Genomic DNA, 25679 nt, shown 5'->3' on the forward strand with positions numbered 1-25679 from the left:
CCACTACCCGGCATCGAAAAAAATCCATTAACGCCATAACGCCGCGCGCTATGGCCGGTGCCGGGTGTTTAACCATTATTGACAGTGATGACTCAGGGACCCATTTAGCATGGCAGAAAAAGAGAATACGAAACGCAACCGCCGCGAGGAGATTCTGCAGGCATTGGCGCAGATGCTTGAATCCAGCGATGGTAGCCAACGTATCACTACCGCGAAACTGGCAGCCAATGTTGGCGTTTCGGAAGCCGCGCTTTACCGCCACTTTCCCAGCAAAACCCGGATGTTCGACAGCCTGATCGAATTTATTGAGGACAGCCTGATTAGCCGGATAAATTTGATCCTACAGGATGAGAAAGAGACCCTGAATCGGCTTCGTCTGATATTGTTGTTGCTCCTCGGCTTCGCAGAACGTAATCCGGGTCTTACGCGTATCATGACCGGTCACGCGCTGATGTTTGAACAAGACAGGCTTCAGGGCCGCATTAACCAGCTGTATGAACGTATCGAGGTTCAGCTGCGCCAGGTATTACGCGAGCGCAAACTGCGCGAGGGTGAAGCGTTTGAGCTGGATGAATCGCTGCTTGCCAGCCAACTGCTGGCCTTTTGCGAAGGGATGCTGTCACGCTTTGTGCGCACCGAGTTTAAATACCGGCCCACGCAGGAGTTTGAGCTACGCTGGCCGCTTTTGGTAGCGCAGCTGCACTGAGCGCCGCGACGCACCTTTACAACGATCGGCACCAACGCGGAACGCCCGTCTCGCCCGGCCCGTTTAAATGCCGTATTGCTGCTGATAGGCACGGACCGCGGCGAGATGGCCGGCCATTTCGCCTTTTTCTTCCAGATAGGCGATTAAATCCGCCAACGTGATGATGGCAAGCACCTGGCAGTGATAATCCCGCTCCACCTCCTGAATAGCGGAAATCTCACTGCGCCCTTTTTCCTGCCTGTCCAGGGAAATCATTACACCGGCAAGCGTTGCCTGGTGCGCGGCGATAATCTCCATCGACTCGCGAATAGCGGTACCCGCGGTGATAACATCATCCACCAGCATCACTTTACCCTGAAGCGGGCTGCCGACCAGCGTACCGCCTTCGCCGTGGTCCTTCGCTTCCTTGCGATTAAAACAGTAGGGAACGTCCCGTTGATGTTGCTCAGCCAGTGCCACCGCGGTGGTCGTCGCAATGGGAATCCCCTTGTAGGCCGGCCCGAATAACACATCGAAACGCACGCCGGAATCCATCAGCGCCGCGGCGTAAACCCGCCCCAGGAAAGCCAGATCGCGACCGGTGTTAAACAAACCGGCATTAAAAAAATAGGGGCTGATACGGCCGGATTTAAGCGTAAATTCGCCGAATTTTAATACCTGTTTGTTTAATGCATACTCGATAAATTTACTCTGGTACTCTTTCACGGACTGTTACTCCTCACCGGTGGGTTGGACAAGCTATGGTGCAGAGTACCTGAAAGGTATCAGCGCCGGGGGGATGATAAAATGGCCGTTACCAAGATGCCAGCCATAAATCGGCTAGCGGCATGCTTCTGTACAAACGCCGGCAAGTGGGCACAGGTTGGCGGTATCGATCAGACGTTCTCTATGCAATGGCGTTTCATTGCTTACTGTTTAAGACTCTATTCGTTAGAAAAAAACTTGCGCAATTCTGCCACCGACAACCTCCCCGAACCTTGTTGCCAAATTGCCCGCTCTGATCTAACCGGTGACACCTGTTCTCCAGCGGCACCCATCGGATGGCTTGGGCCCGGCAGGGGCGTGCTGCTTGATGAGGAAGGCACACCTGCAGCACTGGTGGTTCTTACGGGCCAATTCGCGAATATCTCTTTAAACAGGCCGGGCATGTCTTTCTTGAATTCATTGGGCAACTCCGGCTTAGTTTTTGCAAACAAACTAGACGACATAATCAACGCTAAGGTGTCTTTATTGAACTTCGCCTTATTATCCTCTACGGCATGGTTATAGCAAAAGTTTACTGTTGAGAGCAATTGCCGGATATGAGCCTGCTCAACAAGCTTGTAACGATAGTGGTAAGCAATGTCGGCATTCAGCATATGACCGGATTGGCTTTTGTGAGCCTTCATCTTAAGATAAATATCTTGATTTATTGGTGTTAGTTCTCGTAATTGCGTGCCTAAACGGATAGGATTAGTGCGCCATCGCACCACTAGTCGCAAATAGCAGCGGCTAGACTGGTTAGGCTTACTTAAGCCGACTTGGATTTAATTTGCTTATAGATAATCTCCCCTACAGGCGCCCCTTCTTTAATGCTGCGATTAAGCGATGCGGCAGAGACATCGTTAAACGTCAAGCCGCGGCAGGTTAATGGCCTTGTATTTGCCCCTTATGGGGATAAAAGGTGCGGATACGCCCTTAAGGATGGCCTATACCATCTGACGGGTTAAACAGCGCCACGACGTCAATCGCTAGGAAGATTGAAAGATTAAGGGCAGCAAAGGAGGGCCGACGGGTATTGTGAGACCGCTTAAAAAGCGGCGGACTATCATTTATCCGCCGGGCGATATGCGCTGACGGCGGAAGACAATTGGCCCTAACAGCAGTGGGGATGTAGAGTGTGAAGGGCGGGCGTCTCATGATAATGCAGGTGCCCGCCCAGACGCCTGCTTAATCAACACTCGAGCGTAGCGGGCGCCAAACGGTGATCAACATCACGAAGCAGGCGCTAACAGCCCGCGATCGCGGTGGACTATGCTCCCACCAGCGCGGCTTTTTGCGCCTGAACCAGGCTATCGATGCCGCCACGGGCCAGCTCAAGCAGCGTGTTGAGTTCCTGCTGACTGAAAGGTTCTCCTTCCGCGGTACCTTGTACCTCAATCATGCGACCGTCTTCCATCATCACCACGTTCATATCGGTTTCAGCAGCCGAATCTTCGACATACTCCAAATCACACACCGCTTCACCGGCCACAATACCCACCGAAATCGCTGCCACGAACCCTTTCATCGGGTTGGTTTTTAGCTGACCTTTCTTTTGCATGCTGCTCAGGGCGTCGGCCAGCGCCACGCAGGCACCGGTAATGGACGCCGTTCGGGTGCCGCCGTCGGCCTGTATCACGTCGCAATCCAGGGTAATGGTATATTCACCTAATTTGGTTAAATCCACCGCGGCGCGCAGCGAACGGGCAATAAGTCGCTGAATTTCCAGGGTACGGCCGCCTTGCTTGCCCTTCGCCGCTTCGCGAGGATTGCGGGTATGAGTTGCGCGCGGCAGCATGCCGTATTCGGCGGTGATCCAGCCCTGCCCCTGCCCCTTGAGAAACCGCGGCACCCCCTCTTCCACCGACGCAGTACACAGCACGCGGGTGTCGCCGAATGCTATCAGCACTGAGCCTTCCGCATGACGGGTAAAATGGCGGGTAATCGTTACTGGGCGTACTTGCTGTACGCTTCGGCCTGCTGGACGCATAGGGGTTTCTCCGGCTCGCAAATCAAAGGTTGGCTGCGCATTATACGGACTTCACCGCCTAATGCCTATCTTGCCTGCCCCAGCGGGGCTATAATCCCAGCAACTTCTTAATAAACGGGTACGCCTATGATCCGCAGTATGACCGCCTTCGCCCGGCGTGAAATTAAGGGCACTTGGGGCACTGCCGCCTGGGAGCTACGCTCCGTTAATCAACGGTATCTGGAAACCTACATCCGCCTGCCGGAACAATTCCGCGGCCTGGAGCCGACTATTCGCGAGCGTATCCGCCTGCGCCTTACCCGAGGCAAGGTGGAGTGTAACCTGCGCTTCGATGTGAATCCCGGCGCGCAAAGCGCGCTCATACTTAATGAAAAACTCGCCAAACAGCTGGTGGAAGCCGCGCAGTGGGTGAAAATGCAAAGCGACGAAGGCGAGATAGACCCGCTGGCCATTCTGCGCTGGCCGGGCGTGATGGCCGCGACGGAGCAGGATTTGGACGCCATCAGCACCGAGTTGCTGTCCGGGCTCGACGCCACGCTCAACGACTTCATCAGCGCCCGCGAAACCGAAGGTAACGCGCTTAAAGCATTAATTGAACAGCGACTGGCGGGTGTCAGCGCCGAGGCGGCCACTGTGCGCCAGCAGATGCCGGCGGTATTGAATTGGCAGCGTGAAAGGCTGCTAAATAAACTGGAAGAGGCTCAGGTGCAGCTGGACGGTAACCGGCTGGAGCAGGAACTGGTGATGCTGGCGCAGCGAATAGACGTTGCGGAAGAGCTGGATCGCCTGGATGCCCATGTAAAAGAAACCTACCAGATTTTGACTAAAAAAGAGGTCGTAGGCCGTCGGTTGGATTTCATGATGCAGGAATTTAACCGCGAAGCGAATACCCTGGCGTCGAAATCCATTAATGCCAGCGTGACGGCATCTGCTATCGAATTGAAAGTGTTGATTGAACAAATGCGCGAGCAGATCCAGAACATCGAGTAAGGCTTCACGCGCTATCGCGTTACCTCACCAGGATATAAAGACCATGAAAAATTATGGCCTTTCTGTTTTATAACGTCTTGTCTCGTATCACTATAGCGCATGCTTAACGTGCAGTTAAACGTGTTCTCATTTAAAATCAGATATCTGCATTTGATTCAAATAAATGCATTTAAGTTCACACCTTCTGATGATTAACTCAGATGTCCCCAGGATCCCCTCCCTCACCGCCAGCGTGCCTGCGTAAGGTGGTGACGCCGCTTGCGGCGTCTTCCACCGTCAGGCCCTGCGGTCGGGCAATGCGCTCTTCAATCGCTTTGGCGGCCGCGTCGCGATCAAACGTCATTTCGCCGTTTACCAGCCGGGACGTTGCATCGCTTCCCGTCTTCGTCGCCGCTTGATGCGCGACCGCCGCCTCCCCCAGCGCTTCTCCAAGGAAATCGATAAACACGCTGCTTTTCAGCGGCATAAAAGGCCCGGCGGGCCAAAGCTCCCACAGTGGCTCGCAAAGTTCAGCAGGCACACCAACGCCCCCCGCCGAAGATCCTCCTGCACGTAATAATCGGGCAACCAGGCAAGCCCCAGGCCCTTTCTGGCGAAATCTCGCCGCGCATGCATGTTGTTGCACACCATGGGTCGATAGGCGCGTGCTGTTTTTATGGCTGCTGGCCATCATCGCCGTGTGCAATGGCCTGGCCATCGTAACCCTCCACTTATATCTCGATCATTGTACTCAGGGTATTATGCTCCCCGACTGATCATCGGGAAGTCGTGGGTGAGATGGAACCCTCCCTCGGGCTTAGAGCCTGTCCAATAGATTCATCCCCCACGACTTATCTCCCGCCTTCAAGACTGGACGGTATCCTGTGCCTGGAGCACGTATCTATAAGGAAGGTCATGGCGGTTTCCTGATTCACCCAGAAGGAGATAGCACGTGCAAATTCTCACCCCTGTCGGCATTGATGTTGCTTCCCAGAAATTTGACGTTGCAGTCTGGAAAGGTAAAGCAGCCTACAAATCCAAAGCCTTTTCTAACACGCCTAAGGGTTTCGATGCGCTGAAAAAATGGCTTGAGCCGTTCGGTGACTGCCATATATGCATGGAAGCAACAGGTGCTTACAGTGAGCCATTGTCTACTTTCCTGGCTGATGCAGGTTACGCTGTGAGCGTGGAAAATCCAGCACGCATAAAATCATTCGGCTGCAGTGAACTGAGTCGTAACAAGACAGATAAAGGCGATGCACGCATGATCGCGCGTGCTGGTCTGAATCCGATGTTGCAGGAGTCTGGGCTGTGGAAAGGTAAAAGTCGGATATCAAAGGTGGGCAACGCCATGATACGTAAAGCCCTGTATATGCCGGCCCTGACGGCAATGCGCTATAACCCAGCAATAATAGCGCTGAAAGAGCGTATGAATGCACGTAATAAATCAGGGAAAGTTGTCGTGTGTGCGGCAATGAAGAAACTATTGCAACAAGCTTACGGAGTGCTGAAATCAGGACAGGTGTTCGATGCTGGAATATGTCTTGCAAGATAACTGGCAAGACGGTATCTATTGGCTGCTGATGATATTGCGCATTGTGGCGGCACTCGGCCAGGCTTTCGGCTGGCAGCGGGGGTTCGCGCTATTCGGGATGCTGGGGCTGATGATTTTCGCTGCCAGCTATCTCTGGTTACCGTCGCTGCAAGACGATATCCCGAGAGCTAAACCCCAAACAGAAACACCCTCAGCGCCGCTATTGGGCGCGATTGGCGTTACGCTGCTGATGGTGACCGGCCATTTCACCTGTTACACCTATATCACCGCGCTGCTGCATTCACAGCTCAACATTGCCAGGGCTGCGATCCCGCTCCATTTATTACTCTTCGGCGTGGCGGGCGCCCTCGGCACGCTGCTCTCCGGTACACTTTCTCTGCGCCCGGCAATAATGACCGCGCTCGCCGGGGCCGGCGTGTTCGTCAGTTTATAGCTGATATTGACGGCCCGGCCTTGGGCGGGTTATTCCTGGCTTGTTATGGCTCTCTGGGGAGGCGCCATTGCCGTTTTGATTATCGCGCTGCAAAGCTGGGTCATTACGCTCGCGCCCGATAAGGCCGAATTTGCCTCGGCGCTGTATGTCATGGCGTTCAATATCGGTATCGGCGGCGGCGCGATGGCGGGCGGGTTACTGCTCGAACGCCTCGGTACCCCCAGCTTACTGTCTACCGGCATGGTTATCGCCTTCGCCGGTCTGATGATATGGGCATGGGCGCAACGTCAGGTGCGCGCCACGTGCGGTGAATAAGGCTTCGTCCCATTGGAAGGAATTATGTCCACGTTACCGGACTCATCCGAAGCTGCCAGCACGGCCTTAACGGCCATGGCACAGAGAATTCAGGCAATTGCGCAAACTGGCCTGACCTACGCCGCTGACGCATACGATATCAAACGCTATGAACAACTTCGCGATATCGCCGGCGCGCTGTTTGCGCAGCTCTCCCCCACCGACGCCCAGACGTTTATCAGTGCGTTTAAACAGCAGGAGGGCTATGCCACGCCAAAGGTCGACACCCGCGCGCTGATTCTGCGCCAGGGCAAAATCCTGCTGGTCAAGGAGGCGGACGATTCAGCCTGGAGTCTGCCCGGCGGCTGGGCCGATGTTGGCGACCGTCCATCCATGGCGGTTTGCCGCGAAGTCAGGGAAGAGACCGGGCTACAGGTGGAGGCGACCCGCCTGCTTGGATTATGGGATCGTAACCTGCACGGCAATCCCCCTATCCCTGGCACGTGTATAAACTGATTTTCCATTGCCGCGGCGGCGCGTTGCGCTTAAGACCTTAATCGCTGGATATCGGTTTCTTCGATCCGGAGAGGTTGCCGCCGCTGTCCCTCACCCGTATCGTCCCCGAAGAGATTTATACCAGTCTGGACATCATCAAGAACGCAGCGGACGCCGACGCCTGGTTCGATTGACGCTGACATGCCAATCCCCTCTGACGTGACGGTCATCTCCCCCCGCGCCATCCGCATCGACTTGGTCGATGACCTTATCGTCGCTGGCGGAAGGATTGTCGCCGGCGGCATCGGTAAACAGGCGCGGCAGGGACCCTACAGGGCCGCGGCGCCGAATGTCGTGTCGCTCGTCAAACACGGCGTCCGCCAGAGAGCAAGCCCTCTGAGCGAGTTAAAGGTAAAGCCGGGGGCCCGGGTTGGTATTATTTATTGGCGCAATATAAACACTGCGCACTGAATGAACCGACATTTTACGATGATTTAAAAAATAACAAGAAACGACCCTGAGCAATTATCTGCGTCAATATTTTACCCAGAAGCCACTAAAATATTCTCTCTTCCCGCAGATTATACCATTATAATGAAAATCGATGAAAAACACCAGTCTATTATCTATTACGGCAGTGTAGTGTCTAAAATTTCACTGCTGATAATTCTATTAATGATTATTATTAACATCTTGAGCTGGTATATTCCCGAGATCATGCTCAATACCTATGGACTCGGCCTTTTTGTAACCCAGAGAGTCATTAACAACCCGGCAATAATACGACGAATAGCGGGCAAATGTCGCTAGGCATGCTTGTCACAACCCTGCCATTACTGTCGCTGGCCTTCTGTATGTTTGCCCTTTACCGGCTATTCGGCATTTATCGTCAAGGGCAATACTTTTCCCTTGGCGCCGCCCGACAGCTCAATCTTGCGGCCGCTGGTTTTCTGCTATGGGCGATTGCGGATATCGTATGCGAACCCGTGTTAACCTATCTATTGAAGCTGCCGCTGCCCAAGGCCAAACGCATTATTTCCCACGGGTATTCTACCGGGCATGGCGTGGCGCTGCTTCTCTCATATGCGCTGGTGGTTGCTCGCGGGGAGACTCATCTCACCCGGAATTCATGTTCCTTTAGGCTTTGTTGAATAAATATAACTTTTAGGTGATCGTCTGCTCAGATCACTACCGTCATTTCAACATCTGCACTCCATGGCAAAGCAAAAGTTTAAAATAACCAACTGGTCCACTTACAACAAAGCTCTCAAGCAGCGTGGGGCTCTGACGATATGGCTGGATGAGTCGGCAATTGTTGCATGGATGGAAAAAACAACGCCTGAACGGCGTGGCCAGCCGCTTCACTACGCAGATATAGCTATCACCACTGTTTTGATGATGAAACGCGTGTTTGGCCTTTCGTTAAGCGCTTTACAGGGCTTCGTTGACGTCATTTTTAAACTGATGGTGCTGCCGCTAAGATACCCCCAGACTACTCGCTGATCAGCAAGCGAGCAAAGACAGTTAAGATCAGCATAAAAACGCCGACCCGTAGTGAAATCTCACCTCTAGTCATTGACGGAACCGGCCTGAAGGTCTTTGGCGAAAGCGAATGGAAAGTCCGACAGCATGGTGCCGACAGACGGAGGGTGTGGCGTAAGCTGTATATGGCCGCAGACAGTGTAACGCATGAGATTATCTGTGCTGACTTATCGATCAGCGGTACGACGGATGCTCAGGCCCTACCAGCTCTGATAAACCAGACCCAGCGGAAAATCAGGGAAGCGTCGGCTGATGGCGCTTACGATACCCGCTCTATCATGATGCTCTGCTGAGGAAGAAAATAAGGCCTCTTATTCCTCCACGAGGTGGGGCGCAATATTGGCCAGACCGATACCATGAGCGTAACTACGCCGTTGCGAATCAGCATCTAAGCGGCAGTAACAATGTATGGAAAAAGCAAGTGGGCTATCATCGACGCTCAGTGGCTGAAACAGCGATATTCCGGTTCAAAACGCTTATGGGCGATCATCTAAGTCTGCGTGACTATGATGCGCAGGTAGGTGAGGCAATGGCGATGGTCAAAGCGCTTAACAAAATGACGCTGTTAGGAATGCCGAACAGCATCCGGATCGCATCACAATCGATCTGCTAGGGGGGCGTAGTCACAAGTTCTGATTTATTCAACAAAGTCGTTCCTTTATCCTGTAACCGAAGGGTAGACCTTATTATCATGCCAATAAATGGCGGTAATCCGTGTCCATTCATCCGTATAATCGCCCTCAGCCCAGAAAGGTATTTACGATAACGAATACGGCCATAACGTTAGAAAAACCATTACTTATCGGGTTATTTCGTTAACGCATATTCCCCAAGAAAGGGTTGACGTTATTTGTATGAACGTGACGCCCTACTGCCATTCTGCGCCGAGAGTGATTTACCTCACTAGGGTTCAACACCCCCCTATTCAACCTGGCCGCGAACAACAACCTGCCAAGATGCGTTTTTCCTGTTACATATGTTTAGAATTTACTAAACGGAGTAAAGCTGGGTCAGATCGCACCTTTTAAGATATTTCGTTATTTAATACCGCCAAAGTGTATCCCATATTAGTCAATAACAGGTAATACCCGGCAGTTGTTTAATGAGGAAGCAATGATGAAAAAGACCACGCTTGCATTGGTTTTGACGGTTTTCGCGGCCACCAGCAGCTTTTCCGCGTTTTCCCGGACCGACGGCCCGCAGGGACGCCATCCCAGCAGCAGTGGCAATAGGTCCATGGCGGTCAGGGTGGACCAGGAGGACACGGCGGCGGCCGCGGCCATCCCGCGCCAGAGCGTTTTCGCGGCGATGATTATCGCGTGTACGATTGGCATGCGCGCGGCCTGCAGGCACCGCCGCCCGGAGAGCATTGGGCCTATATCGACGGCAATTATGTGCTGATTGCCGCCGCCACGGGAATCATTACCTCAATTATAATGAGCACTATGCTGCCTCATTAATCGTCCTGCGCCTGCGACGGCTCCCGGACGGCATCGCTTGCGTCCCGCCCGCCCAATCATTAACCTGTAAATTCATTATTTCCATTATGTTTGCGGACGTCGACGAAACGCCGACAGAGCCCCCGCGAATGATCAACAGGCAAAGTGGATGGACATCATCATTATCGGCGCCGGAGTGATCGGCGCGTCACTGGCCTTTGAGGCCGCCAATCTTGGCACCAGTGTGACCGTTCTCAACGCCGGCGAACGGGTCAGCGGCACGTCCGGCACCTCTTTCGCCTGGGTCAACGCCCACGGCAAAACCCCGCGGGACTATCAACGATTGAATGATGCCGGCATAGACACGCATCAGGAGCTGCAGGCGCGCTTCCCTCACCATCGCTGGCTACATCTCACCGGCAGCGCCGAGTATCGTCATCCTCACGACGCGCCTGCGTTGGCGGCAAAGGCGCAACAGCTGACGGCATGGGGGTACCCTACCCACTGGCTGGACAAAGAAACGTTACTGGCACGAGAACCCGCGCTGGCGCGCGACGCCGTACCGACCACGCCGGTATTATGGTGTGAGCGGGAAGGTTGGCTGAATACGCGGCTGTACATAGAGACCCTGCTGGATGGGGTGATCGACGGCGGCGGGAGCGTAGCCACCACTACCCCCGTCGCCAGCATTATCCGTCAGGGCAATCGATTCACCGGCGTCATCCTGGCAAGCGGCCGTGCGCTCTATGCCGACAGGGTCGTAAACTGTTGCGGACGCTGGGCGGATTGCCCGCTTTTCCAACCGGATCTCGCTCCGCCGCTCTCGTCCACTGCGGGCCTGCTGGTGCGGGTGCCGTCGGCCGCGGCGCCGGTCCGTCACGTCCTTATCACCCCGACATTCGATATCCGCCCCGACGGTCCCGATCAAGGCGCCCCCTATCCATAAGCAGCAGATTTGACGGCGCGGGCCATAGCCGCAATGACGTTCTTGATACCGTGGGACCGCCAGATTGAGACCATCGTCTGTAGCAGCGGCACGTTACCGGCAGCATCCTCCGGGGGCCTGAGCAGAATACGATGCCCCGGCACCCTGGGCAGCAGGGGCAGCAAGCGTTGCACGCAATACAGCGGGTCATATTGTCCACTGTAACAGCGGATGCTGCCGTTACCCGAACGCCATCTCGCCCTGACGGGAGAGGCCCCGTAACGGCTGAAGGTTTTTTCAGCTACGCCCGCCGGATTAAATGTTACCGCCAACGAGCCGGTCGCCACGGCGGCGATCGCGGCCAGCGAACCGCCGAGAGAATGGCCGGTAAACAGCACTTTGTCGCCAAAACGGCGTTTGGCCTGCCGCGCCAATGCTACCGATGCGCGATATTGTGCATCCCGCAAGCCCAACGACGCGCGTAAATTAGTCAGCCAGTCGTTGAAATCGTTGGTGCCGGCAAAAGCTAGCGCCACCTGCCTGCCGTTGTCATAGAAATTGGCTTGAAAGCCTGAACTCGGATCGCGCAACATGCGCTTATCGAAGCCGTAGCGGCGCAATTCGTCCGTGGTAAAACGGCGGAAAGCGCCCGGTGGCAGGGCAGAGTGCTTAGCGTAGACATCGCCGGCGACCTGCGCTAAGTGATAATCCCCCTGTTGCGGCAGAATGCCGCATGTAATGTAATCGCCGCCGCCCTGGCCCTGAATCGAGGTCGCCGGCATGACTCGTTGCACCACCGCGCCGCCGTCTGCGGCCGTAATCGAGGCGCGTGCCGCGGTTTTCAGACGCTCCGCCGCGGCAAACGGTGCCCGGTTTCCACCGGCCTGATAATTCGTTAGGGACGCAGGCACGTAGCCCGGCGTAAAAATTCGTCGTAACATATCTTCCCTCATCGCCATATCGCTGTTGTTACGGCAATTTAAAGGATAGCGAGGGTCGGATATTGCAGGAAGTGATCATATCGCACGGTCTGGCCGCCAATATACGGGCGATTGCCGGCAGGTTGAACCAGCGCCAGCGATAAGGACATTTTCCGCCGCAATGCATCATGCCCCCAGCAGCAAGCGGATCGACAGACAAGGGGCGTTATTAATGCCTGCAATAGCTGCTAGCGTAAACATATATTTCCCATCTTCCTCTCCCGGTAGCGCAAAACGCAAATTCCATAATTAAGCCATTTATATATCTGTAAATTTCCCTGAAAAAATCCAGCAGGAAAATTAATTCTTCTGCCAGAGCACATTGACAAATTTCAGTCAACTTAACAAGATGAGCGCCGACAAGGATAATCGCTCAGCTCGACAACTCATTATTATTCAAGTATCTATGGAGATTGTAAATATACCAACCTTGCACAAGCCCGCAGTTTATTTGCCAGAGTACATTATTTCCCAGCAAGACACAATTAATTTGGCCAGGACAAACTTTAAAGACAATCCTAATCTGGAAAAATCGATAGAATTGATTATTAATACCGGTGTTATGAAAAGACATATTATACAGCCAATCAAGCTTGCCACGCTGCATCCCGGATTCGGCTACCGAAATGCGGTATTTGAATATGAGTCGAAACGTTTAGTGCCCAGCGTGGTTGAGCAAGCGCTAAACAATGCCGCCGCCAGCGCTAGCCAAATCGCCGCGATTATCTATGTCTCTTGCTCGGGTTTTTTGATGCCGTCGCTAACCGCCTGGCTTATTAACCATATGGGGCTACCGGATAACACCATGCAATTGCCGATAGCCCAGCTGGGCTGTGCCACAGGCGGCTCTGCTATCAACCGGGCGCATGACTATGTTCTGGCCCATCCCGGCAGTAACGTATTGATCATCAGCTGTGAGTTTTGCTCGCTGAGTTATCAGCCTACCGACGGCGATGTCGGCAGCCTGCTCTCCGATAGGCTATTTGGCGATGCCATCAGCGCAGCGGTTGTCACCGCGGAACCGGGCGAGGGCCTCTCGCTCGAACGTAACGCCAGCTATCTGATCCCTGAGACCGATGAATGGATTCGCTATCAGGTGAAAGATACCGGTTTTCATTTCCGCCTGGACAAGCGCGTGCCGGGCACAATGAAACCGCTTGCACCGGTGATGCGTCAATTAGCCTGCGATCACGGTTGGGATATCGAAAACCTGGCCTATTGCATTATTCATGCCGGCGGACAGCGTATCCTGGATGATCTTGCCAAGTATCTGCGCGTGGATTTGGAGCAGTTTTCTTTCAGCCGCGACACGTTGGCCAATTGCGGCAATATCGCCAGTTCGGTAGTGTTCGAGGCCTATCGCCGCATGCATGAAAAAGGGATTTTCGCACGCGGCGGCAAGGCGATTATCGCCGGCTTCGGCCCCGGTATTACCGCCGAAATGAGTTTGTCGCAGTGGATCTAACGGATCGGCTTATTGGCCATGCGTTAGTCAGTCCTTCAACGTGCACGAGAGCGGGCAACGCATGCCGATATGGGGAATGCCATCTTCATCGTACAGACTCGTCACCGCCGCGAAGCCCAGACCACGGTAAAAGGCTTGTAAATGCGCCTGGGATGGCGAGGAGCACTGTTTCTCCCGGCGCTGGCGGCACGACTTTCCATTTTATCCTGCCCAGGGAGACGAGCCCGCATGAGGATTGGCATCATCCAAACCGCCGACGCGCCGGCGGCGGATCTGCTGCTGTTGCCGGAGCTGGCGCTGTGCGGGTATCAACACCAGGATGCCATCCGGCGCATGGCGCGTGCGCGGCGTCATGCGCTGGTATTCGGCTATGCGGAAAGTGATGGCGAAGCGCGCTATAACGCCATGATGGCTATTGACGCGCAGGGCAACGTCTGCGCCAATTACCGTAAGCTCCATCTCTGGTCGGGGTATGAACAGGCGTTATTTCGCACCGGCGATCGGCTGACGGGATTTTCACTGCGGGGGTTCCGTTTCGGCATGGCAATTTGCTATGACCTGGATTTTCCGGAGCTGGTCCGCGCCCAGGCCTTGACCGGTATGGATTGCCTGTTGTGTATCAGCGCCACGACCAGCGGCTATGACGTGGTACCGCGCCATGTCGTGCCGGCGCGGGCGTACGAAAATGGCTGCTACATCGCTTTTGCCAACCGCGGTGACGGCGATGGCGCATTCGCCTGTATCGGTTAAAGCCGCATCGTCGGCCCCGACGGCGACATTCTGGCCAGCGCGCCTGCCGCGGACGCCTTCACGCTCAGCGCCACGCTGGACCGTCAAACGCTGACGCGCTGGCGTCGGCTGCATCCCTGGGCGACCGATAGCCGCCATGACCGGTACCTCAACGGCGTTATGCCCGCTAATTAGCGCCTCGCGGTAATGCCGCTCATCGCGCCGGCGCTGACGCCCCCCGGGGAGCCCCCAAAAGGTGCGCCGAAACCAGCCGGCGAAATGGGACGTGGAACTGAATCCCACCGAGACAGCAATATCGATAATCGACCGGTCGGAGTAAATCAGCATCTCGCGCGCCTACTCCAGCCGCAGCTCCAGATAATAACGCTGCGGCGTCTTGCCAAAATGTCGGTTGAATAAGCGTTCCAGCTGGCGCGGGCCCGGTTTGGCGCGAACGACCACACGCCGTCCCCGTTTACCATGACTGTACCATTTTCGCTGTGTTTCAGCTATCCCCGCCGCCGTTTTCATCGCGGTGGCGAGAGGGGAAACGATGGCACCATTCGCGGCTAAATACCGAGACCTCGTTTTCCCACGCCTGATAACGCGAAGTCAACACCAACCCCCCGCCTGCCAGGCGAGCTCTGTGTCGCATTGCAGCTTGATATCCCAACCGGGACGGGTGTAACGCTGGACACGATGGGCTTCCATGCGCGCGCTCTCCGCCAGCGCGCCAATGGTGTAAACTTCGTGTCCTTGGCTGCCGAAGCGCAGTTCGCCAATCTGCGTTTGCTGCCGTTGCACGTCCATGACCACCCGATGTATGCCCGCGCCAACAACCCATTCCACCTGGCGGCGGGTCACCTCCGGCGCCACCACCTCATGGGGATGGGGCAGCGCCGAACGCCGGCCCGTCTTCGGTAATGGCGTCTCCAGAGCCCGGTAACTGTAATAACGCGCCGTCCGTCCACAGCTGCACCGGTCCTTGACCCGGCTCTGCCCAAACCATTGGCCAATAGGCGGTAGAAAGCGCCAGCCGCAGCCGGCTGAAAAGCGATAGGCCACCCTTTAATCGATAACCTGACGCGGAATGACTCGCCCGGCGCGACGCCCTTAGGACGCGTAAGCCGGTGTACGCCGAACGTCACCCGCGCGGAGTGTCCGTCGGCGCTTACTTCATTCAGCTGCAGCACCAGCAACGCCGAGGGGTAATCGAAGGCCACCGCAACGTCCAGCGACAACGGCGCCGTCAGCCACGGCGTATCAAAGCACAACGACAGGCCGTCATCGCTGCGCTGATCGGCCTGAAACTCTGGCGCGCTACCGCCACAGTCAAGCGGGCACCCCTCGCCGACGGTATCTACCAATACGCCGCCCAACGCCGGTCCTATCAGGCGCGCGCCGTTGAAAATCACCGAATTCAGCGCCAGCGCATTCGCCAAATCGTCGTGCGCCACCAAATCGACCACCAGCGACTGCCGGCCGGGTAAATCAAATGCGGTAAACAAGCCGAAAAATAAAATCGGCCCCTGGCTGCAAAACGCCAACATTCCCAGCAATACGGGCGATGACACCCCCAAACGCCAGATAAGCCAGCCAAGGACGATAGTATGGACCCAATTGCCAATAACCGACAGCAGTTGTCCGCCGAAAAATCGGCGATAATTGGCGTGCCGCAAGGCGTTGCCTGAAGGACGCAATCCCTTTTTAGGCGAAAGGGAAAAACGGGCAATAGTCAAGGAAACTCCCACAAACGGCCGCGCGCTACAGCTTCCCTCAAGGGGAATGCCGGCGAGACAAGATCCCGGGCTGCATCGCCCGGGCAGATAACCGGCATTTCAGGCGCCGGTAACATCCCGAAACAACAGCCACTGGCCATCGGGCGTCCAGGCCCCATGCACGGTTTTCGGCGTCAACCAAGCGTTGCTGCCGTGGTATAAAAAGACATAGGCACCGGTCTCTTCCAACTGGTCTTGCAACGTGACATACATGGCCGCCCGTTTCGCCTGATCCAGCTCAACCGCGGCCGCGGCATTGAGCGCATCCCACTTTTTGTCGCAGGTGCGCTGGGTGTTCCAGATACCGACCTGATCGCAGGTAAACCAGGCGGTGACCCAACTAGCGTCCGGCGCGGTAGTAAAGGTGGTGAGACGCAACTGGGAATCCTTCCAGGCATCCCCTTCCGACTCCTGCCCCGCGGCGACAAACGCCGCCCCGTCCATTTGGTTGATTTTGAGATCGATCCCCACTTCCGCCAGCTGTGCCTGAATGACCTGGGCCACGGTCCCGCCATCGGCATCGGTAGAGGTAGAAAGTTCCAGACGGAGCTGCAACCCCGTAACACCGGCCTTTTTCAACAGCGCTTTCGACTGCGCCGGATCGTAAGGATAGATATTTTTGCTGCGCGCGCCGGCCAGCGGCGGCGGCACCAGGCCATAGGCCGGTTTTACCGCGCCGCCGAAGGTGGCATCCAGAATGCCAGGGACGTCGATAGCCTGCTGAATAGCCCAACGCACCTGCACATCTTTCAGTTTGGGTGATCCACATTCATGCCGAGCCAGGTGTAGGCCAGCGCAGGCCGTACGGTCAGAGATTGTCACCCGGATCGTCGCGGTATTTACCGATAGCGCTAATGTTAATTTTGGTCATATCCAGATCGCCGGCTTCAAACGCGATCTGGACGGTATTCAAATCACCAATCGGCACCAGCTGAATTTGATCGTACTCGCTGCGGCGGCCGTTCCATCCTTCATTACGCACCAGCGTCAACCGCTCCCGCGGCTGCCAATCGCCGATCTTGTAATGCCCGGAGCAGGCCGCGGACGCGGTGCCGATTTTTTTATCCTGGGTGGCTTCCAGCGCTTCCCAGTCGGAGGCATAAATCGCCGCCAGCTCTTTGTTTAAAAACCGTTCGTAGGAGTATTTCACGTCCTCGGCGGTCATTTCGCCAAACCCGCCGGTCCATTGGATGCCGGGACGCAGCGCGAAACGGATAGTGAGCGGGTCGACCTGCTCCAGCGATTGTGCTGCATCCAGTTGCCAGCCCCATTCGGTCCCCGGTTTGTATTGGCACAGCCCGGAATAAATAGCGAACATCACCATTTCGTCATACCAGCCGCTGCGGTTGGCGGGGTCTAGATTGGTAATGTCCAGGTCATTTTGCACCCACAGCACCTTGTTATGGCTATCGGCGGCGAAAACTCGCCGCTGACCGCCCACCACCAGCGAGCCGGACGCGCCGGCGGCCAGCACCGCCAGCGTTTTAATCAACTCGCGTCTGTTCATCGAAAGGCCTTTCATGCATGTATCTCCTTGAAAATAATGGCACCGGACCGGGCGGAAGCGTGTGCCGCGCGGAGAAGAGGAAAATGACAGGCAACGTGCTGCCCGCCGGTCATCGGCCGCAGTAGCTTGTATGAAATTCACAACCGGTGGGACGATGGGCAAGCGTCAGGATCTCGCCGCGCCGTCGCTGCTTTTGGCGCTTAACAGCGCTGCGGTGTAGGGATGCGCTGGCGCGCAAAACAGGGCCGCGGTCGACCTGCCTTCGACGATGCGTCCGAGATACATGATGGCGATGTCGTCGGTAACATGGCGGGTGATAGCCAGATTGTGGGTGATCATCAAATAGCTCATGCCCAGCTCGCGCTGCAGGGAAGTGAGCAAATTCAGCAACTCGCCCTGTACCGATAAATCGAGACCGGCGGTCGGCTCGTCGGCGATAATGAGTTTCGGTCGGAGTGCCAGCTCCCGCGCGACCGTTGACACTGAAAGGTTCAGTCACCAGTTTTTCCACGCGCATGCGCGGATCGAGCGCCGCCATCGGATCCTGGAAGATCAGGCCGGTGTTGCGCCGGATCCCGCGCCAGGACCAATCGCTGGCGTCCCGGGGCTCGCGGCCGTTGACCTGTACCATCCGCCGCCAATCGGCGTCAGGCCGATCACCGCCCGGCCAAGGGTGGTTTTGCCGCTGCCGCTTTCGCCGATAAGGCCCAGCGTTTTGCCCGGCGCCACATGCAGGCTAACGCCGGCCAATATATCCACCGATCGCACCGAGCCCGGTTTGAGCCGGCTGAGGAGACTACCCGTACGGTAGCGCACCAACAAATCTTTGATTTCAAGCATGAGAACCGACCTTATGGCAACGTACCGTCCAATCATCTTGTCCCAGGCAGGTCAAGGCCGGCGTCACACCGCGACACGGCCCGAAGGCCGAGGCGCAACGGGGCTCAAAAGGACATCCGACCCACTCGCCGCCGGGCGGAGGAACGGTGCCGGCGATGAACGGCAATTCGCGGCTGACCCGGGGATACGCGCCGGATCGCAGGCCAGCAGCGCCTGGGTATAGGGATGCGATGGCGCGGAAAACAGACGCTCTATCGGCCCCGCCTCTACAATTTCGCCGGCGTACATGACCGCCACCTTGTCGCACAGCGCGCTGACCAGATGAAAATCGTGGGTGACAAATATAATCGCGCCGTCCACCAGTTTCCGGCTGGCCTTCAAGACCTCCACCACCTGCATTTCCGTCGTGGCGTCCAGCGCGGTAGTCGGCTCATCGGCTATCAGCAATTCCTGCTCGGTAAGCAACGCCGCGGCGATGGTGATACGTTGGCGAATACCGCCGCTCAGCTCATGGGGATATTGCGTAAGCCGGCCAGCGGGATCGGAAATGCCCACGCGTTCCAGCATATGGCGGGCGCGCTGGCGTTTTTCCGAACGCATACCGCCCTTGTGATGCTGAAAAGCGACCAGCTGTTTACCGATCGTCACCACAGAATTAAGCGCGGTAAACGGATCCTGCGAGACGGTGGCGACACCGTTGCCGCGCAGTTTGCGTCGTCCCTCCTCCGGCAGCGTTAGCAAGTCGACGCCGCGGTAGCGCAGTTCACCGCTGGCCCGGGCGTTGGGCGGTAGTAGGGTCAACATGGCGCTGACCAGCGTCGATTTTCCGGAACCGCTTTCGCCCACCAATCCCAGGACTTCGCCCTTATTGACCGTAAGGTTGATGTTGCGTACCGCCTGTAGCGGCCCGCTAGGAGAGTCGTAGCTGACGGTTAACTGATTAATAGTGAGCAATATCATGCGCGATCGCCTCCGGTATGGGTGGCAGTACGGGGATCCAGCGCGTCGCCGAGGAGGTGAAGCCCAGAGTAGCGAGAACGATCAGCATGCCGGCAGCGATAACGATATGCGGCGCCTGGCGGATGTAGGAGTAGCCGTCATTGAGTACCGTGCCCCAGCTGGCGTCCGGCGGCTGGATCCCTTGGCCGAGGAAGCTAAGACCCGACTCGATGGCGATCACCGCGGGAATATCCATCGCCACCATGACAAGCAGGGTGCCGGTCAAATTGGGAATGAGATGCCGGACGACAACGCTGACCGGCGACGCGCCCATGACCCGGGCCGCGACGATATACTCCATCCGCTTGAGCACCCGGGTTTGGCTGCGCACCACCCGGAAATACCCCGGCCCATGAAAGTAATAATGATAAGAATAATGGTGGCCAGACTGGAGCCGGCCAGCGTCACTACCGCCAGAGCAAACAAATCATCGGAATCGACATCAGCGAATCACATAGCAGCATAAATAGCGTATCGAGCTGGCGCGGCCCGTAGCCGGCGACCAGCCCGAGCAGTGAACCTACCAGCAAGGTGCCACCCGTGCTGGCAAAAGCGACTATCATCGCAACGCGCGTGCCGTAAATCAGCCGCGAGAGAATATCCCGCCCCAGTTGACGTTGCCCAGCCAATAGTTTATGCTCGGTCCCTTCAACCGCAGGACAGCCTTGATAGCGATAGGATTATGTAGCGCCAGCCATGGGGCGAACAGCGCACACAATAACAGCGCGATGACGCATAGTAGGGCGAAGCGTCCGATACCGGTCGACCAGACCTGACGCAGTACCCGAGCAATGCCTATCCGCGGCGGCGTGGTCGACAGCCTGCGCCGTCGACCGGCGTTGACAGTTCTATCATGACAACCCCTGCCGCACGCGCGGATCGAGACAGGTGTTAATCACATCGGCGAGGAGGTTAGCCAGAACGTACAGGCCAGACGTCACCACTACCGTACCCATCACTCCGGAAAATTGCGGGAAATCACCGAATCAAACGCCAATTTGCCGAGCCCCAGCCGGGCGAAGACGATTTCCGTCAGCACCGCGTCGGAAAGCAGCGAGCCAATGCGACCCCCAACACCGATACTCCGGTACCACCGCAATTGGCAGCTCATAACGCAGGGCTATCAGCCGGTCAGGCATACCAAATGCGCGGAAGGTGAGGATATGGTTTTCCTTCAGAACTTCGAGCATGGAGGCCCGCACCAGCCGGGAAAGATAGCCGATCCAGCCCAGCGCCACCGTCAGCAGTACCAGCGCATGCAATTGCGAAGCCAGATCGCCGTGATGGCCGGCGCCGATTGCCGGAAACCATTTCAGCAACACCGAGAAAATCAGCAGGGCATAGATCGCCACAACAAACGCCGGCAGCGCGATTGAATTACGCCGCTCTCAGGATGATGAGGGGATATTTTCAGGGATGTATTCCGCGTTTTTTATCTCATATCCATAAGCAAGAGTAGACACTGACCGCTTTAATTATTGCCCGAAAAGAAGCCTTTTTGCGGACTATTTCAGCCGCCTTTGTCACCGCACAGGGAGAGCAATGGTCGTCGCCGAAGGCTATTGCCGCGCCAATAGATTATAAATTCTACAATTTATTGATTTTAATGATAAAAATACCATAAATGTTTACTTAATTTAGATTTTTAGAGAAAAAGATAAAAATAGCATACCTATTAATTTCAATGGGTTACTTAAAATTGCCGATAAAGACTTAAGGCGCATTGAGGATTTTTTAGCTTTTTTGTGAGATTTTAATTTGCGATTATTTTTTGTTAGCTCGATTTTTTTGTGATCTAATGCAACTAAACCGGCACGTCGTTTCATCTAAAAAAATTTTTAAAAATTCTTTTACAACAGCATATTGCATCACTCAGCTCTGTAAATTCTGGTAAAGATTAGCATGGTATTAATGTAAAGTATCACTAATAAAACATAAAAATATATATTTGCCATTATATTTTCATAATATATGCGCCTTTTTCTTATAGTCATATTTCAAATTTAAAAAAACTTCGATAAACTGCTTGGGCAGTCAGTAATGAAGCAGGGGGTCCGATCATACTCCGATTGGGCGTTAATAATAACCTGGAAGTAACCCATACTCTTCTGTCTCCAGGATGCCCCTATTTAATGGAGGTTCAGAGAACTTCACTATTTTTGTTAAAAAAATGTATTTCTTGTTAGCGTAAGCTAACAACATTGCTTATTTAGAATATTTCCCAGCGTCATCGATTCTGTATAAGTGTAATATTTACCCTATGCCATTAAAGCCATCAGTAATACTAAACGGAAATCTAACGTGCTTTGGGAATAACTGATAGCGAATAAATAACATATAGAGATTAGAACATGGATAAATCAACCGATATTTCAGTCATGGTAGAGTCCCTATCACGTATCTATCACCGCCTGCGAAAAGAAGTGAATGGTCAGCTGGTGAACGAAGGTCTCTCGATGTCGAAAATGAAAATTTTGCACCTGATTACCACCGGCGAAACCAGCGCCACCGATATCAAGAACTATATGGGCTTTTCATCCCGCACCGTGGTGACCGTGCTCGATGCACTGGAAAAAGAGGAGATGCTGCAGCGCCAGCAAAGCCCCACCGACCGCCGGGTGAAGTATGTCTATATCACGGAGAAAGGACGTGAGAAATTGCGTATTGCCGAACAGACCCACAAAGTCATTCTGGATCGCATGTTTGCCCCGTTATCCGAGATGCAGTTAGAAAAGTTCAGCGAAGTCTGCAATGTACTTGAAGCTCAGCAAAAATAGCACGGCTTATAATGTTATATCAGCATTGAAATCCGCAGTAAAAAAAGGGCCGGATAGTTGTAGTCATTTATCGTGACCGGACTGACGGGTCGGACGACCGACTATTCCGGCTACCAGATAATAGACACTTTATTGCGGTTTTTAATACTCAAAGGTGGTCTTTTTTACTGGTGGATTTTTGCCTAAATATCTCAAACGTTCAAAAAGGGAAAGCACGGGCGATTTACGCCTTCTCCGGCGACCGTGCTCCTTTATTTGTTCTCGCCCGCGGTCTTGTTTGCCCCCTACGCTGACCCTGCCGCTACGTTGATTGCTGCAACACCCTCTAATGCCGTGTATAATAGAAACGCGCCCTGTTGCTCTTTCAACCTCAGCTGACTATTTCATGTTCATGATGATTCAAGGTACGCTCTATATCGTTTCCGCCCCAAGCGGCGCAGGAAAATCGAGCCTGATCCAAGCGTTGCTGAAAACCCAGCCGCTCTATGACACCCAGGTGTCGATTTCCCACACTACTCGCGCCATGCGTCCCGGCGAAGCGCACGGTCAGCATTACTTTTTCGTGCCAGTGGCGGAATTTGAGCACATGATTGCTGAAGATGCCTTTCTCGAATACGCCCGCGTATTTGACAATTACTACGGCACCTCACGCGAAGCCATTCAGCAGGTGCTGGCCACCGGCGTCGATGTCTTCCTCGACATCGATTGGCAAGGCGCACAGCAGATCCGCGCTAAAATGCCGGACGCGCGCAGCATCTTTGTTTTGCCGCCCTCCAAGGAGGAGCTGGATCGCCGGCTGCGTGGCCGCGATCAGGACAGTGAAGAGGTGATCGGCCGGCGCATGGCGCAGGCGGTAGCTGAAATGACCCACTTTGCGGAGTATGATTATTTAATCGTCAATGACGACTTCAATACCGCATTGCTTGATCTGAAAACTATAATCCGGGCTGAACGGCTGCGCCTTGGGCGTCAGAAATTACACCATGACGCATTAATCAGCAAATTGTTGGCAGACTGACACAACTTTCAGTATGATGCCCAGTCATTTCTTCATCTGTGGAGTAGCTCACATATGGCACGCGTAACAGTACAAGACGCCGTCGAGAAAATAGGTAACCGTTTTGACCTGGTGCTGGTCGCCGCGCGTCGCGCGCGTCAGATTCAGGTTGGCGGTAAGGATCCACTAGTTGCAGAAGAAAACGATAAATACACCGTTATCGCCCTGCGTGAAATCGAGGAAGGCCTGATTACCAGCCAGATCCTGGATTTACGGGATCGCCAAGAGCAGCAAGAGCAGGAAGCCGCTGAGATTCAAGCGGTGACCGCGATCGCTGAAGGCCGCCGCTAACAGCAGGTTACTACCCTACCTTGTATCTGTTTGAAAGTCTGAATCTACTGATTCAACGCTATCTGCCAGAGGATCAGATAAAACTCCTCCAGCAGGCTTATCTTGTCGCTCGTGATGCGCACGAGGGACAAACTCGTTCCAGCGGTGAGCCTTACATCACCCATCCGGTGGCCGTCGCCTGCATTCTGGCCGAGATGCGTCTCGATCACGAGACGCTGATGGCGGCGCTGCTGCATGACGTTATCGAAGATACCTCAGCCACTTATCAGGACATGGAACAGCTGTTCGGCAAAAGCGTCGCCGAGCTGGTGGAAGGCGTATCCAAGCTGGACAAGCTTAAATTCCGAGACAAGAAAGAAGCCCAGGCGGAAAACTTTCGTAAAATGATCATGGCGATGGTTCAGGATATCCGCGTCGTGCTGATAAAGCTCGCTGACCGTACCCATAATATGCGCACCCTGGGTGCCCTGCGGCCGGATAAACGCCGCCGCATCGCACGCGAAACGCTGGAAATCTACAGTCCATTGGCCCACCGGCTGGGGATTCATCACCTGAAGACCGAGCTGGAAGAACTGGGCTTCGAGGCGCTGTATCCCAACCGCTACCGGGTGATTAAAGAAGTAGTCAAAGCGGCGCGCGGCAACCGCAAGGAAATGATCCAGAAAATCCTCGCCGAAATAGAGGGTCGTTTAACCGAAGCAGGCATTCCTTGTCGCGTCAGCGGACGAGAAAAACATCTCTACTCCATTTATTGCAAGATGCATCTGAAAGAGCAGCGTTTTCACTCCATCATGGACATTTACGCTTTTCGGGTGATCGTCAGCGAAGTGGATACCTGTTACCGGGTGCTAGGTCAAATGCATAGCCTGTATAAACCGCGCCCCGGACGGGTGAAGGATTATATCGCGATCCCCAAAGCCAACAGCTACCAATCGCTGCATACCTCGATGATAGGTCCGCACGGCGTGCCGGTCGAAGTGCAGATCCGCACCGAGGACATGGATCAAATGGCGGAGATGGGGGTGGCGGCGCACTGGGCGTATAAAGAGCAGGGCGAAACCGGCACCACGGCACAAATCCGCGCCCAGCGCTGGATGCAAAGCCTTCTTGAGCTTCAGCAGAGTGCCGGCAGCTCGTTTGAATTCATTGAAAGCGTTAAGTCCGATCTCTTTCCTGACGAAATTTATGTTTTTACCCCGGAAGGGCGTATCGTCGAACTGCCGGCGGGCGCCACGCCGGTGGATTTTGCCTATGCGGTGCATACCGATATCGGCCACGCCTGCGTGGGTGCCCGCGTGGACAGGCAGCCCTACCCGCTTTCCCAGTCGCTCAGCAGCGGCCAGACCGTGGAAATCATTACCGCTCCCGGCGCACGGCCTAACGCCGCCTGGCTGAATTTCGTCGTAAGCTCCAAGGCGCGCGCCAAAATCCGCCAGATGTTGAAGAATCTCAAGCGCGACGATTCCGTCAGTCTCGGCCGCCGCTTGCTTAACCATGCTCTGGGCGGCAGACGCAAACTCGTCGAGCTGCCGGCGGAGGATATCCAGCGCGAGCTGGACAGAATGAAACTGGCGACGCTTGATGATTTGCTGGCGGAAATCGGTCTCGGTAACGCAATGAGTGTGGTGATAGCCAAGAATTTACAGGGCGATCGGTCCAACCTGACACCCCCAACAACCGGCCCACGCACGCTGCCGATCAAAGGCGCCGACGGCGTGCTAATCACCTTTGCCAAATGCTGCCGGCCTATCCCCGGTGACCCGATTATTGCCCATGTCAGCCCCGGCAAAGGGCTGGTAGTGCATCATGAATCCTGCCGCAACATCCGGGGCTATCAGAAAGAACCCGAGAAATTCATGCCGGTAGAGTGGGAGATGGTGAGTGAACAGGAATTTATCGCCGAGATCAAGGTGGATATGTTCAACCATCAAGGCGCGCTGACCAATTTGACCGCGTCGATTAACGCCGCCAATTCCAATATCCAGAGCCTGAACACCGAAGAGAAGGACGGCCGGGTATATAGCGCGTTCATTCGTCTGACAACCCGCGATCGTATCCATCTGGCGAATATCATGCGCAAAATCCGCATCATGCCAGATGTCATCCGTGTGAACCGCAACAGAAACTAAAGCCTGCCTTTGGAACGCTTTACAAGACGTTGACCGTG

The 25679-nt window shown here is 55.0% G+C and carries 32 protein-coding genes and 3 pseudogenes; 16 read left to right on the forward strand and 19 right to left on the reverse strand.

Annotation, left to right across the window (positions count from 1 at the left end):
• The first annotated feature begins 109 nt into the window (after nucleotides 1–109).
• Nucleotides 110–706, forward strand: coding sequence for a nucleoid occlusion factor SlmA (gene slmA, locus SGP1_RS20330; protein WP_011412022.1), 597 nt, complete (start codon nucleotides 110–112; stop codon nucleotides 704–706).
• A 63-nt stretch (nucleotides 707–769) separates the two neighbouring features.
• On the opposite strand, the gene pyrE is transcribed toward slmA, so the two are convergent.
• The 3 genes from pyrE to rph form a co-directional block, all read right to left on the reverse strand.
• A complete protein-coding gene (gene pyrE, locus SGP1_RS20335; RefSeq protein WP_011412023.1) occupies nucleotides 770–1411 on the reverse strand; it encodes an orotate phosphoribosyltransferase in 642 nt (213 codons plus the stop codon).
• A gap of 218 nt (nucleotides 1412–1629) precedes the next feature.
• Entirely contained in the window at nucleotides 1630–2064 is a 435-nt protein-coding gene (locus tag SGP1_RS20340) for a hypothetical protein (RefSeq protein WP_041867251.1), read from the reverse strand.
• A 653-nt stretch (nucleotides 2065–2717) separates the two neighbouring features.
• Nucleotides 2718–3437: a ribonuclease PH gene (rph, locus tag SGP1_RS20345; protein ID WP_011412024.1), complete on the reverse strand. Its 720-nt coding sequence runs from the start codon at nucleotides 3435–3437 to the stop codon at nucleotides 2718–2720.
• 126 nt (nucleotides 3438–3563) lie between these two features.
• Between rph and SGP1_RS20350 the strand changes: the two genes are divergently transcribed.
• A complete protein-coding gene (locus tag SGP1_RS20350; protein ID WP_011412025.1) occupies nucleotides 3564–4427 on the forward strand; it encodes a YicC/YloC family endoribonuclease in 864 nt (287 codons plus the stop codon).
• Nucleotides 4428–4623: 196 nt separating this feature from the next.
• On the opposite strand, the gene SGP1_RS20355 is transcribed toward SGP1_RS20350, so the two are convergent.
• Together SGP1_RS20355 and SGP1_RS36850 are read right to left on the reverse strand one after the other, a co-directional pair.
• Nucleotides 4624–4947: a hypothetical protein gene (locus SGP1_RS20355; protein WP_162010789.1), complete on the reverse strand. Its 324-nt coding sequence runs from the start codon at nucleotides 4945–4947 to the stop codon at nucleotides 4624–4626.
• The gene (locus SGP1_RS36850; protein ID WP_083765003.1) at nucleotides 4884–5057 is read right to left on the reverse strand and encodes a LysR substrate-binding domain-containing protein; all 174 of its coding nucleotides are present in this window, start codon (nucleotides 5055–5057) and stop codon (nucleotides 4884–4886) included. Before SGP1_RS36850 ends, SGP1_RS20355 begins: the two co-directional genes overlap by 64 nt.
• A gap of 301 nt (nucleotides 5058–5358) precedes the next feature.
• Between SGP1_RS36850 and SGP1_RS20360 the strand changes: the two genes are divergently transcribed.
• Genes SGP1_RS20360 through SGP1_RS20375 form a run of 4 tightly spaced genes read left to right on the forward strand, consistent with a single transcriptional unit; the run spans nucleotide 5359 to nucleotide 7204 of the window.
• Nucleotides 5359–5961 (forward strand): IS110 family transposase, encoded by a 603-nt coding sequence (locus SGP1_RS20360; protein ID WP_011412027.1) that lies wholly within the window; start codon nucleotides 5359–5361, stop codon nucleotides 5959–5961.
• Entirely contained in the window at nucleotides 5936–6394 is a 459-nt protein-coding gene (locus SGP1_RS20365; RefSeq protein WP_041867253.1) for an MFS transporter, read from the forward strand. Before SGP1_RS20360 ends, SGP1_RS20365 begins: the two co-directional genes overlap by 26 nt.
• 45 nt (nucleotides 6395–6439) lie before the next feature.
• Nucleotides 6440–6709, forward strand: coding sequence for a hypothetical protein (locus SGP1_RS20370; protein WP_148203608.1), 270 nt, complete (start codon nucleotides 6440–6442; stop codon nucleotides 6707–6709).
• 24 nt (nucleotides 6710–6733) lie between these two features.
• A complete protein-coding gene (locus SGP1_RS20375; protein ID WP_243466119.1) occupies nucleotides 6734–7204 on the forward strand; it encodes an NUDIX hydrolase in 471 nt (156 codons plus the stop codon).
• Nucleotides 7205–7339: 135 nt separating this feature from the next.
• Here the strand turns inward: SGP1_RS20375 and SGP1_RS30320 are convergent, their stop codons facing one another.
• Nucleotides 7340–7555: a hypothetical protein gene (locus SGP1_RS30320; RefSeq protein WP_148203609.1), complete on the reverse strand. Its 216-nt coding sequence runs from the start codon at nucleotides 7553–7555 to the stop codon at nucleotides 7340–7342.
• Nucleotides 7556–7995: 440 nt separating this feature from the next.
• Here SGP1_RS30320 and SGP1_RS20390 point away from each other — a divergent pair, with 440 nt between their 5' ends.
• Together SGP1_RS20390 and SGP1_RS28495 are read left to right on the forward strand one after the other, a co-directional pair.
• Entirely contained in the window at nucleotides 7996–8334 is a 339-nt protein-coding gene (locus SGP1_RS20390; RefSeq protein WP_158302460.1) for a hypothetical protein, read from the forward strand.
• Between the two features lie 64 nt (nucleotides 8335–8398).
• Nucleotides 8399–9338: pseudogene (locus SGP1_RS28495) on the forward strand (IS5 family transposase).
• A gap of 454 nt (nucleotides 9339–9792) precedes the next feature.
• On the opposite strand, the gene SGP1_RS20405 reads toward SGP1_RS28495, so the two are convergent.
• Nucleotides 9793–10059: a hypothetical protein gene (locus SGP1_RS20405; RefSeq protein ID WP_148203610.1), complete on the reverse strand. Its 267-nt coding sequence runs from the start codon at nucleotides 10057–10059 to the stop codon at nucleotides 9793–9795.
• Here SGP1_RS20405 and SGP1_RS20410 point away from each other — a divergent pair.
• A pseudogene (locus SGP1_RS20410) lies at nucleotides 9985–10185 on the forward strand (RcnB family protein); the annotation flags it as partial. The gene SGP1_RS20405 and the pseudogene SGP1_RS20410 overlap by 75 nt on opposite strands.
• A 148-nt stretch (nucleotides 10186–10333) precedes the next feature.
• Entirely contained in the window at nucleotides 10334–11110 is a 777-nt protein-coding gene (locus SGP1_RS20415; protein ID WP_050747879.1) for an NAD(P)/FAD-dependent oxidoreductase, read from the forward strand.
• Here the strand turns inward: SGP1_RS20415 and SGP1_RS20420 are convergent.
• Nucleotides 11101–12030 carry a DUF2974 domain-containing protein gene (locus SGP1_RS20420; protein WP_158302461.1) on the reverse strand — a complete coding sequence of 310 codons (930 nt, stop codon included), beginning with the start codon at nucleotides 12028–12030 and terminating at the stop codon, nucleotides 11101–11103. The two genes, SGP1_RS20415 and SGP1_RS20420, sit on opposite strands and share 10 nt — an antisense overlap.
• 445 nt (nucleotides 12031–12475) lie before the next feature.
• Between SGP1_RS20420 and SGP1_RS20425 the strand changes: the two genes are divergently transcribed.
• A complete protein-coding gene (locus SGP1_RS20425) occupies nucleotides 12476–13534 on the forward strand; it encodes a type III polyketide synthase (protein WP_011412030.1) in 1059 nt (352 codons plus the stop codon).
• A gap of 27 nt (nucleotides 13535–13561) precedes the next feature.
• Here the strand turns inward: SGP1_RS20425 and SGP1_RS28500 are convergent.
• Nucleotides 13562–13687 (reverse strand): annotated as a pseudogene (locus tag SGP1_RS28500) (hypothetical protein); the annotation flags it as partial.
• A 75-nt stretch (nucleotides 13688–13762) separates the two neighbouring features.
• Here SGP1_RS28500 and SGP1_RS20430 point away from each other — a divergent pair.
• Nucleotides 13763–14284: a nitrilase-related carbon-nitrogen hydrolase gene (locus tag SGP1_RS20430; RefSeq protein ID WP_050747881.1), complete on the forward strand. Its 522-nt coding sequence runs from the start codon at nucleotides 13763–13765 to the stop codon at nucleotides 14282–14284.
• Between the two features lie 591 nt (nucleotides 14285–14875).
• Here SGP1_RS20430 and SGP1_RS25115 read toward each other — a convergent pair.
• The 10 genes from SGP1_RS25115 to SGP1_RS20460 all read right to left on the reverse strand — a co-directional run bounded on the left by SGP1_RS25115 (nucleotide 14876) and on the right by SGP1_RS20460 (nucleotide 20739).
• Nucleotides 14876–15142 carry a hypothetical protein gene (locus SGP1_RS25115; RefSeq protein WP_050747882.1) on the reverse strand — a complete coding sequence of 89 codons (267 nt, stop codon included), beginning with the start codon at nucleotides 15140–15142 and terminating at the stop codon, nucleotides 14876–14878.
• Nucleotides 15124–16002, reverse strand: coding sequence for an MFS transporter (locus SGP1_RS20435; protein ID WP_148203611.1), 879 nt, complete (start codon nucleotides 16000–16002; stop codon nucleotides 15124–15126). Before SGP1_RS20435 ends, SGP1_RS25115 begins: the two co-directional genes overlap by 19 nt.
• A gap of 99 nt (nucleotides 16003–16101) precedes the next feature.
• Nucleotides 16102–16779, reverse strand: coding sequence for an ABC transporter substrate-binding protein (locus tag SGP1_RS35390; protein ID WP_198408753.1), 678 nt, complete (start codon nucleotides 16777–16779; stop codon nucleotides 16102–16104).
• 70 nt (nucleotides 16780–16849) lie between these two features.
• Nucleotides 16850–17563 carry an ABC transporter substrate-binding protein gene (locus tag SGP1_RS35395; protein WP_198408754.1) on the reverse strand — a complete coding sequence of 238 codons (714 nt, stop codon included), beginning with the start codon at nucleotides 17561–17563 and terminating at the stop codon, nucleotides 16850–16852.
• 150 nt (nucleotides 17564–17713) lie between these two features.
• Nucleotides 17714–18031: an ABC transporter ATP-binding protein gene (locus tag SGP1_RS32175; protein WP_050747884.1), complete on the reverse strand. Its 318-nt coding sequence runs from the start codon at nucleotides 18029–18031 to the stop codon at nucleotides 17714–17716.
• 69 nt (nucleotides 18032–18100) lie between these two features.
• The gene (locus SGP1_RS32180; protein WP_050747885.1) at nucleotides 18101–18388 is read right to left on the reverse strand and encodes an ATP-binding cassette domain-containing protein; all 288 of its coding nucleotides are present in this window, start codon (nucleotides 18386–18388) and stop codon (nucleotides 18101–18103) included.
• A gap of 63 nt (nucleotides 18389–18451) precedes the next feature.
• The gene (locus SGP1_RS20450; protein ID WP_148203612.1) at nucleotides 18452–19348 is read right to left on the reverse strand and encodes an ABC transporter ATP-binding protein; all 897 of its coding nucleotides are present in this window, start codon (nucleotides 19346–19348) and stop codon (nucleotides 18452–18454) included.
• Complete coding sequence (locus SGP1_RS25130; RefSeq protein ID WP_158302462.1) at nucleotides 19329–19718, reverse strand: ABC transporter permease; 390 nt, start codon at nucleotides 19716–19718, stop codon at nucleotides 19329–19331. Before SGP1_RS25130 ends, SGP1_RS20450 begins: the two co-directional genes overlap by 20 nt.
• A gap of 76 nt (nucleotides 19719–19794) precedes the next feature.
• Complete coding sequence (locus tag SGP1_RS25135) at nucleotides 19795–20016, reverse strand: hypothetical protein (RefSeq protein ID WP_050747887.1); 222 nt, start codon at nucleotides 20014–20016, stop codon at nucleotides 19795–19797.
• Between the two features lie 357 nt (nucleotides 20017–20373).
• On the reverse strand, nucleotides 20374–20739 hold the full coding sequence (locus tag SGP1_RS20460) for a hypothetical protein (RefSeq protein WP_050747888.1): 366 nt from the start codon (nucleotides 20737–20739) through the stop codon (nucleotides 20374–20376).
• 999 nt (nucleotides 20740–21738) lie between these two features.
• Between SGP1_RS20460 and SGP1_RS20465 the strand changes: the two genes are divergently transcribed.
• From SGP1_RS20465 to spoT, 4 genes are all read left to right on the forward strand, one after another.
• On the forward strand, nucleotides 21739–22164 hold the full coding sequence (locus SGP1_RS20465) for a MarR family winged helix-turn-helix transcriptional regulator (RefSeq protein WP_011412031.1): 426 nt from the start codon (nucleotides 21739–21741) through the stop codon (nucleotides 22162–22164).
• A 394-nt stretch (nucleotides 22165–22558) separates the two neighbouring features.
• Complete coding sequence (gene gmk, locus SGP1_RS20470; RefSeq protein WP_011412032.1) at nucleotides 22559–23182, forward strand: guanylate kinase; 624 nt, start codon at nucleotides 22559–22561, stop codon at nucleotides 23180–23182.
• Nucleotides 23183–23236: 54 nt separating this feature from the next.
• Nucleotides 23237–23512 carry a DNA-directed RNA polymerase subunit omega gene (rpoZ, locus tag SGP1_RS20475; RefSeq protein ID WP_011412033.1) on the forward strand — a complete coding sequence of 92 codons (276 nt, stop codon included), beginning with the start codon at nucleotides 23237–23239 and terminating at the stop codon, nucleotides 23510–23512.
• A 20-nt stretch (nucleotides 23513–23532) separates the two neighbouring features.
• Nucleotides 23533–25641 (forward strand): bifunctional GTP diphosphokinase/guanosine-3',5'-bis pyrophosphate 3'-pyrophosphohydrolase, encoded by a 2109-nt coding sequence (gene spoT, locus SGP1_RS20480; RefSeq protein ID WP_011412034.1) that lies wholly within the window; start codon nucleotides 23533–23535, stop codon nucleotides 25639–25641.
• Nucleotides 25642–25679 lie beyond the last annotated feature (38 nt).

Origin of the sequence: Sodalis glossinidius str. 'morsitans' (genome assembly GCF_000010085.1) — a bacterium.
In the GTDB taxonomy this organism is placed as follows: domain Bacteria; phylum Pseudomonadota; class Gammaproteobacteria; order Enterobacterales; family Enterobacteriaceae; genus Sodalis; species Sodalis glossinidius.

Coding starts and splice junctions, on each gene's coding strand:
- SGP1_RS20340 (WP_041867251.1), bottom strand. CDS start 2,064: ATGCTGAATGCCGACATTGCTTACCACTATCGTTACAAGCTTGTTGAG.
- SGP1_RS20430 (WP_050747881.1), top strand. CDS start 13,763: ATGAGGATTGGCATCATCCAAACCGCCGACGCGCCGGCGGCGGATCTG.
- SGP1_RS20425 (WP_011412030.1), top strand. CDS start 12,476: ATGGAGATTGTAAATATACCAACCTTGCACAAGCCCGCAGTTTATTTG.
- SGP1_RS35395 (WP_198408754.1), bottom strand. CDS start 17,563: ATGAAAGGCCTTTCGATGAACAGACGCGAGTTGATTAAAACGCTGGCG.
- SGP1_RS20420 (WP_158302461.1), bottom strand. CDS start 12,030: ATGTTACGACGAATTTTTACGCCGGGCTACGTGCCTGCGTCCCTAACG.
- SGP1_RS20405 (WP_148203610.1), bottom strand. CDS start 10,059: ATGCCAATCGTACACGCGATAATCATCGCCGCGAAAACGCTCTGGCGC.
- slmA (WP_011412022.1), top strand. CDS start 110: ATGGCAGAAAAAGAGAATACGAAACGCAACCGCCGCGAGGAGATTCTG.
- SGP1_RS20465 (WP_011412031.1), top strand. CDS start 21,739: ATGGATAAATCAACCGATATTTCAGTCATGGTAGAGTCCCTATCACGT.
- SGP1_RS20365 (WP_041867253.1), top strand. CDS start 5,936: ATGCTGGAATATGTCTTGCAAGATAACTGGCAAGACGGTATCTATTGG.
- SGP1_RS20370 (WP_148203608.1), top strand. CDS start 6,440: ATGGCTCTCTGGGGAGGCGCCATTGCCGTTTTGATTATCGCGCTGCAA.
- SGP1_RS36850 (WP_083765003.1), bottom strand. CDS start 5,057: ATGGTGTGCAACAACATGCATGCGCGGCGAGATTTCGCCAGAAAGGGC.
- SGP1_RS20390 (WP_158302460.1), top strand. CDS start 7,996: ATGCTTGTCACAACCCTGCCATTACTGTCGCTGGCCTTCTGTATGTTT.
- SGP1_RS20350 (WP_011412025.1), top strand. CDS start 3,564: ATGATCCGCAGTATGACCGCCTTCGCCCGGCGTGAAATTAAGGGCACT.
- rph (WP_011412024.1), bottom strand. CDS start 3,437: ATGCGTCCAGCAGGCCGAAGCGTACAGCAAGTACGCCCAGTAACGATT.
- SGP1_RS20375 (WP_243466119.1), top strand. CDS start 6,734: ATGTCCACGTTACCGGACTCATCCGAAGCTGCCAGCACGGCCTTAACG.
- SGP1_RS20450 (WP_148203612.1), bottom strand. CDS start 19,348: ATGATATTGCTCACTATTAATCAGTTAACCGTCAGCTACGACTCTCCT.
- rpoZ (WP_011412033.1), top strand. CDS start 23,237: ATGGCACGCGTAACAGTACAAGACGCCGTCGAGAAAATAGGTAACCGT.
- gmk (WP_011412032.1), top strand. CDS start 22,559: ATGATTCAAGGTACGCTCTATATCGTTTCCGCCCCAAGCGGCGCAGGA.
- SGP1_RS20415 (WP_050747879.1), top strand. CDS start 10,334: ATGGACATCATCATTATCGGCGCCGGAGTGATCGGCGCGTCACTGGCC.
- SGP1_RS32180 (WP_050747885.1), bottom strand. CDS start 18,388: ATGCTTGAAATCAAAGATTTGTTGGTGCGCTACCGTACGGGTAGTCTC.